Source organism: Microbacterium sp. ARD31 (assembly GCF_031844425.1).
The window spans coordinates 51,242-57,659 of sequence record NZ_JAUZVE010000047.1 but is presented as its reverse complement, the minus strand read 5'-3'; the positions used below and the strand labels follow the sequence as shown (position 1 = coordinate 57,659).

Here is a 6,418-nt window from a genome sequence, read left to right as displayed (position 1 = left end):
TCGAGGCCGACGTGGTGCGCCAGGTCGCGCGCGGCCAGGCGGAGCAGCACCCGGCGGTACTCGACGCGCAACGCGTCGACCGCGTCCGCGTCGGGCAGCGTCGCCACCGGGCTCGCGTCGTGGGGGTCGGCGCCGACCGCCGTGAGCAGGCACTCGCGCACGGCGTACGCCGGCATCCGGGTGCTGCCCAGCGTCGGGTCGGTGAGCTCGCGCCACTGCTCGGGGTGGCGGACCAGGTGGGTGGTCAGCGCGGCGCTCGCGCCCAGCACGCAGCACACCCGCATCGCGGTGCCCTCGTCGTCGGCCAGCTCCGCGAGCATCGCCGGCCCGGAGCCGGGCTCGCGCTCGTCGAGGGCGTCGGAGAGGCGCAGCAGCCCGGCGAGGGCGGCGTCGGGATCGGCGGTCGCCGCGAGGTGGTCGGTGAGCGGCCGGCCGGCCTCGCCGAGCCGCTCGATGCCCGCGGCCGCGGCCGCCCCGTCGACGAAGCCGATCCGCACGAACGACCCGCTGGAGGTCGGGCTCATCCGAGGCCCGCCCGCGCGCCGGCCCCGCTCGCGACGATGGCCGCGAAGCGCTCGGCCACCGGACGCCACGACGACGCCAGCGCGGGCGCCGCCTCCTCGATCGCCGCCAGCACCGCCTCCTCGTCGAAGCCGCGCGCCACCTCGTCCTCCCGGTCGGTCTCGACCCAGCGCCGGATGATCGCGGCATCCGCCTCGGGGTGCGCCTGGATGCCCCACGCCCGCGGGGCGAAGCGCGCGACCTGCACCTCGCCGTCGGGGGTGCGGGCGAGGACCACGGCCCCCTCGGGCAGCGTGACGACCACGTCGTTGTTCCAGTGGATCGCCCGGTCGCCGCCGCGGGCGGCGCCCACCCAGTCGTCGGTCGCCGCGTCCGCGGTCCAGCCCACGGGCTGCAGGCCGACGGTCTGGCCGCGCGGGTTGCGCCGCACGACCCCGCCCAGCGCCACCGCCACCAGCTGGTGGCCCAGGCAGACGCCGAGCAGCGGCGTGCCGGCCGCGACCGCGTCGCGGATGCCAGCCTTGAGCGGGCCCAGCCACGGGTGGGCGTCGTCGTCGTTCGCGCCCATCTCGCCGCCCAGCACCAGCACACCGTCGTACGACGCCAGGGCGGGCAGCGCGTCGCCGGCGTACGGGCGGCACACCTCGAGCGTGCAGCCGGCCCCGACCAGCCACTCCCCCACGAGCGCGGGCGGGCAGGACTCCTCGTGCTCGACGGCGAGGATGCGCGGGCTCACCGAGCTCATCGGGCTCACCTCCACATCCCTTCGCGGCCGGGTCAGAGGACGGGCAGCATCCGGTCGCGCTCGAAGGCGGAGACCTGGGTGCGGTACTCCTCCCACTCGGCGCGCTTGTTGCGGAGGAAGAAGTCGAAGACGTGCTCGCCCAGCGTCTCGGCGAGCAGCTCGGAGTCCTCCGCGATGCCGATCGCGTCCCACAGGCTCTTGGGCAGCGGCGCGATGCCGAGCGCCTTGCGCTCGCGCTCGGTCAGCGACCACACGTCGTCCTCGGCCTCGCGGGGCAGGTCGTAGCCCTCCTCGATGCCCTTCATGCCCGCGGCGAGCACCGTGGCGAAGGCGAGGTAGGGGTTGCAGGCCGGGTCGATCGTGCGCAGCTCGATGCGGGTGGACTGCCCCTTGTTGGGCTTGTACATCGGCACCCGGACCATCGCCGAGCGGTTGTTGTGGCCCCAGCAGATCGAGCTGGGCGCCTCGCCGCCGCCGAGCAGGCGCTTGTAGGAGTTGACCCACTGGTTGGTGACCACGCTGATCTCGCTCGCGTGGCGCAGGATCCCGGCGATGAACTGCCGGCCGGTCTTCGAGAGCTGGTACTGGGCGCCGGCCTCGAAGAAGGCGTTGCGGTCGCCCTCGAACAGCGAGACGTGGGTGTGCATGCCCGAGCCCGGGTGGGTGGTGAACGGCTTGGGCATGAAGGAGGCCCAGATGTCGTGGCTGAGCGCGACCTCGCGGACGACGGTGCGGAAGGTCATGATGTTGTCCGCGGTCGTCAGCGCGTCGGCGTACCGGAGGTCGATCTCCTGCTGGCCGGGGCCGCCCTCGTGGTGGCTGAACTCCACGGAGATGCCCATCGCCTCGAGCATCGTGATCGCGTCACGCCGGAAGTCCGCGCCGCGCGACTGAGCGGTGTGGTCGAAGAACCCGCTGCGGTCGACCGGCTGCGGCTCGTCGCCCTTCCCGGGCACGTCCTTGAACAGGTAGAACTCGATCTCGGGGTGGGTGTAGAACGTGAAGCCCTGGTCGGCCGCCTTGCTGAGCGTGCGCTTGAGCACGTGCCGTGGGTCGGCGTACGACGGGCTGCCGTCGGGCATCACGATGTCGCAGAACATCCGGGCCGTCGTGGGCCCGCCGTCCTCGCCGGTTCGCCACGGCAGGATCTGGAACGTCGAGGCATCGGGGTGAGCGAGCATGTCGGACTCGTAGACGCGGGCGAAGCCCTCGATCGCCGACCCGTCGAACCCGATGCCCTCGTCGAAGGCGTTCTCCAGCTCCGCCGGCGCCACGCTCACGCTCTTGAGGAAGCCGAGCACGTCGGTGAACCACAGCCGGACGAACCGGACGTCGCGCTCCTCGAGCGCGCGGAGTACGAAGTCCTCTTGCTTGCCCATGGCCCCAGCCTAGGGGTGCGTGCGTGCCCGACGGCGCGGTGGCTGAGGCGTGGGCGGTGCTAGCGTCGCGGACCCAGCCCCCACTCGGGCCCGCTCACCACGGGAAAGGGATGCTGCGCGATGATCCACCCCCACGACCTGCCCTCCGACACCTCAGCCCCGCTGCCGCCCGACGGCTTCCTCCTCGGCCACCTCGCCGAGGAGACCAGGCGCCGGGCGCGCACGGCGCGGGCGCCCGGCGCGACCACCACCGGGGCGGCGCAGGAGGTCCTCGACGCACTCCGCGAGGCGGTCGACGAGCTCGGCCCCACGCTGCTCGGGGCCAGCCACGACCTCGCCGCCCACCCGGAGGTCTCCTTCGAGGAGCACCGCTCGGCGGCCGCGCTGGCCGACCTCGTCGAGTCCCGCGGGATCGACGTCGTCCGCGGCGCGCACGGCCTCGCCACCGCGCTGCGCGCCGAGGCCGGCCCCGCCGGCGCACCGACCATCGCGGTGCTGTCGGAGTACGACGCCCTGCCCGGCATCGGCCACGGCTGCGGCCACAACGTGATCGCCACCGCCGGGCTGGGCGCGTTCCTCGCCCTGGCCGCCCTCGGCGACCGGCTGCCCGGCCGGGTCGTGTGGCTCGGCACCCCGGCCGAGGAGGGCGGGGGCGGCAAGGAGCTGATGGCGGCCGAGGGCGCCTTCGACGGCGTCGGCGCGGCGCTGATGGTGCACCCCTTCACCTACGACATCGCCGAACCCCTGTTCCTGGGCCGGCGCCAGCTGCGCGCCACCTTCCGGGGCGTCACGTCCCACGCGTCCGCGCAGCCCTTCATGGGCCGCAACGCCCTCGACGCGGTCAACCTGATGTACACCGGCGTCGGCCTGCACCGGCAGCAGATGCCACCCACCGACCGGGTCCACGGCGTCGTGACCGCGGGTGGCGAGCGTCCGAACGTCATCCCCGAGCACGCCGAGATGCTGTTCTACCTCCGCAGCGAGCACCCCGAGGGTCTCGCGGTCCTCAGCGACCGGCTCGGCGACATCGCCCGCGGCGCCGCGCTGATGACGGGGTGCGGCGTCGAGCTCGCCTGGGACGAGGCGCCCGCCTACCTCCCCGTGCGCGGCAACGGTCCCCTCGCGGCGTCCTGGACGACGCGCTACGGCGAGCGCGGACGCACGGTGCTCCCGACCGACGTCGTGCCGCGGATGTTCGCCGGCTCGACCGACTTCGGCAACGTGTCCTACCGGATCCCCGGCGTGCACGCGATGGTGCGCATCACCGAGGCCGACCTCTCCCTGCACACCCGCGAGTTCGCGGACGCCGCAGTGAGCGAGGAGGCCGACCGCGTCGTCCTCGACTCGGCCTGGTCCCTGGCCGCGGTCGCCGCCGACTGGCTCAGCGACCCCGACCTGCGCGACGCCGCGACCGCGGACTTCGAGGCCGCGGGCGGCGCCGTCGACGTTCCGTCGTACTTCGGGGAGGCCTGAGGTGTCCTCCGACGTCGCCGCGACGACCCGCACCGACCGCGCCCTGGCAGCGGTCGAGCGGGTGGGAAACCGGCTGCCCGACCCGTTCCTGCTGTTCCTCGGCCTGTTCCTGCTCGTCGGGGTCGTGTCCACCGTGCTGCAGCTGCTCGGCACCGCCGTGACGATCCCCGGCGCCGACGAGGAGACAGCCGTCCGTGGGCTCTTCACCGGCGAGGGCCTCACCTGGCTGACGGTCAACCTCGGCGCCAACTTCATCGGGTTCCCGCCCCTGGTCACCGTGGTGACGATCCTGCTGGCGGTCACCGTCGCCGAGCGCACCGGCCTCCTCGCCGCCGCCATCCGGGCCAGCCTCGGCTCGGCGCCGCGCTGGCTCCTGCCGTACGCCGTCGGCTTCGTGGGCGTGAACGCCTCGGTCATGGCCGACGCGGCCTTCATCGTGGTGCCGCCCCTCGCGGCGATGGTCTTCAAGGCCGCGGGCCGGCACCCGCTGGCGGGCCTGGTCGGCGGTTTCGCCGCCGTCGGCGCGGGCTACTCCACCTCGATGCTGGTGACCAGCCTGGACGCGCTGTTCGCCGGGATCACGAGCTCGGTGACCGGCGGCCTCCCCGACCCCGGGGCCGCGGTCACGCCGGTCTCCAACCTGTGGTTCAACCTCGCCTCGTCGGTGGTCCTGGCGCTGGTCGCCGGCCTCGTCGTCGACCGGCTGGTCGAGCCGCGGCTCGTCCGCGAGGGCGCGCCCGTAGACACGGTCGAGCAGGAGGACGCCGACGCGACGCTCGAGGGCGGCACGGGCGCCGACGACGACGTCGCGCCCGCGCTCCGGCCGACGCCGGAGGACCTCTCGCCCGACCTCACGCCCGCCGAGCGGCGGGGGCTGCGGGTCGCCGGGCTCGTCTTCCTCGCGCTCGCGGCCGTCATCGTCGCGGCAGTCGTGCCCGGTGGCTCGCCGTGGCGCAACGACGAGGGGAACTTCCTCCCGGAGTCGCCCCTGCTCGACTCGACGGTGTTCATCGTCTTCGTGCTGTTCCTCGCGCCAGCGCTGGCGTACGGCTTCGTGAGCGGCTCGCTGCGCCACGCCGCCGACGTGCCCAAGGTGATGGGCCTCGGCATCAAGGACATGGCGGCCTTCATCGTGCTCGCCTTCATGCTCGGCCAGTTCATCGCGCTCTTCAACTGGAGCAACGTCGGCTCGGCGCTCGCCGTGGCAGGTGCGGACGGCCTGGAGTCGATCGGGCTGACCGGCTACCCCGCGATCATCGGGTTCATCCTGCTGGCGTCGGTCCTCAACCTCTTCATCGTCAGCGGGTCGTCGATGTGGACGCTCATGGGCGCGGTGTTCGTGCCGTTGTTCGCGCTGCTGGGCTACGAGCCCGGCTTCGTGCAGGCCGCGTTCCGCGTCGGCGACTCCGCCACGCAGGTCATCACCCCGATGAACCCCTACATCTGGATCTTCCTGGTGATGCTGAAGAAGTACGAGCCCGAGGCCGGGCTGGGCACGGTGATCTCGCGGATGCTGCCGTTCGTGGTGCCTTTCTGGCTGTCGTGGGTGACCGTGCTGACGGTCTTCTACCTCACCGGGGCCGACGTCGGCCCCGGCGTCGGCATCCGCATCGACTGACGCGGACGCCGACCGCCAGGTCAGCGACAGATGTTGACGTCCTGGGAGCCGAGGACGCCGTCCCAGACCTCGCGCATGGGGGGCAGCCAGCTCGAGGTGGTCGGCACGAAGGCGATGCTGCCGTCGACCTCCTCGTGGACGCCGGCCACCCGGACCTTCTCCACGACGAGGGGGACGGTCACGCGGCGGCTGCGCACGCCCTCCCAGCAGGCGGACGCCCTCTTCCTGGTGACGGCCTCCTCGAAGGTGATGGCGTCGCCGACGTGCATGCCGTTGTAGCGCCAGGCGACGGTCGTGAGGTAGCCGGTGTGGCCCTCCCACGGCGCGACCACCGTGGCGGACATGCCCCAGGTGCGTCGGGTGGGGATGGTGAAGGTGACGCGACCGTCCGCGACCTCCTTGGTCCGCGACTCCCAGACGTGGACGACGTCGGCGTCGAGGGTGCTGCGGGCGTTGACGAGCTGGACCTCGCAGCCCTCGCAGTCCGCGACGGTGAAGGTCAGCGTGGTGCGCGCTGCGGCGGTGCGCTCACCGCCCGTCGGCGCGGCGGCGCCGGCGCCGGACGGGGCGAGCAGGGCGGCGAGCAGGGCGGCGCCGGCGGCAGCGCGCGTGGTGGTGCGGGTGGTGGTGCGGACGGTCATGGATCTCTCTCCCCGTGAAGGTGCGGACCCAGACAGGACG

The 6,418-nt window shown here is 73.4% G+C and carries 5 protein-coding genes and 1 pseudogene; 2 read left to right on the top strand and 4 right to left on the bottom strand.

Features of this window, described 5'->3' with window-relative positions; genetic code table 11:
- The 3 genes and pseudogenes from Q9S36_RS43010 to Q9S36_RS43000 all read right to left on the bottom strand — a co-directional run.
- Positions 1 to 524 (bottom strand): annotated as a pseudogene (locus Q9S36_RS43010) (bifunctional glutamine-synthetase adenylyltransferase/deadenyltransferase); the annotation flags it as partial.
- The gene (locus Q9S36_RS43005; protein ID WP_311290900.1) at positions 521 to 1,267 is read right to left on the bottom strand and encodes a type 1 glutamine amidotransferase; all 747 of its coding nucleotides are present in this window, start codon (positions 1,265 to 1,267) and stop codon (positions 521 to 523) included. The gene Q9S36_RS43005 and the pseudogene Q9S36_RS43010, both read right to left, overlap by 4 nt.
- Before the next feature lie 32 nt (positions 1,268 to 1,299).
- Entirely contained in the window at positions 1,300 to 2,646 is a 1,347-nt protein-coding gene (locus Q9S36_RS43000) for a glutamine synthetase family protein (protein ID WP_311290899.1), read from the bottom strand.
- A 120-nt stretch (positions 2,647 to 2,766) separates the two neighbouring features.
- Between Q9S36_RS43000 and Q9S36_RS42995 the strand changes: the two genes are divergently transcribed.
- Both Q9S36_RS42995 and Q9S36_RS42990 read left to right on the top strand, forming a co-directional pair.
- Positions 2,767 to 4,119, top strand: a complete 1,353-nt coding sequence (locus Q9S36_RS42995) for a M20 family metallopeptidase (RefSeq protein WP_311290898.1) — start codon at positions 2,767 to 2,769, stop codon at positions 4,117 to 4,119.
- Position 4,120: 1 nt separating this feature from the next.
- Positions 4,121 to 5,737 (top strand): AbgT family transporter, encoded by a 1,617-nt coding sequence (locus Q9S36_RS42990; RefSeq protein ID WP_311290897.1) that lies wholly within the window; start codon positions 4,121 to 4,123, stop codon positions 5,735 to 5,737.
- Positions 5,738 to 5,757: 20 nt separating this feature from the next.
- Here the strand turns inward: Q9S36_RS42990 and Q9S36_RS42985 are convergent, their stop codons facing one another.
- Positions 5,758 to 6,378 carry a hypothetical protein gene (locus Q9S36_RS42985; RefSeq protein ID WP_311290896.1) on the bottom strand — a complete coding sequence of 207 codons (621 nt, stop codon included), beginning with the start codon at positions 6,376 to 6,378 and terminating at the stop codon, positions 5,758 to 5,760.
- Between the last annotated feature and the right edge of the window lie 40 nt (positions 6,379 to 6,418).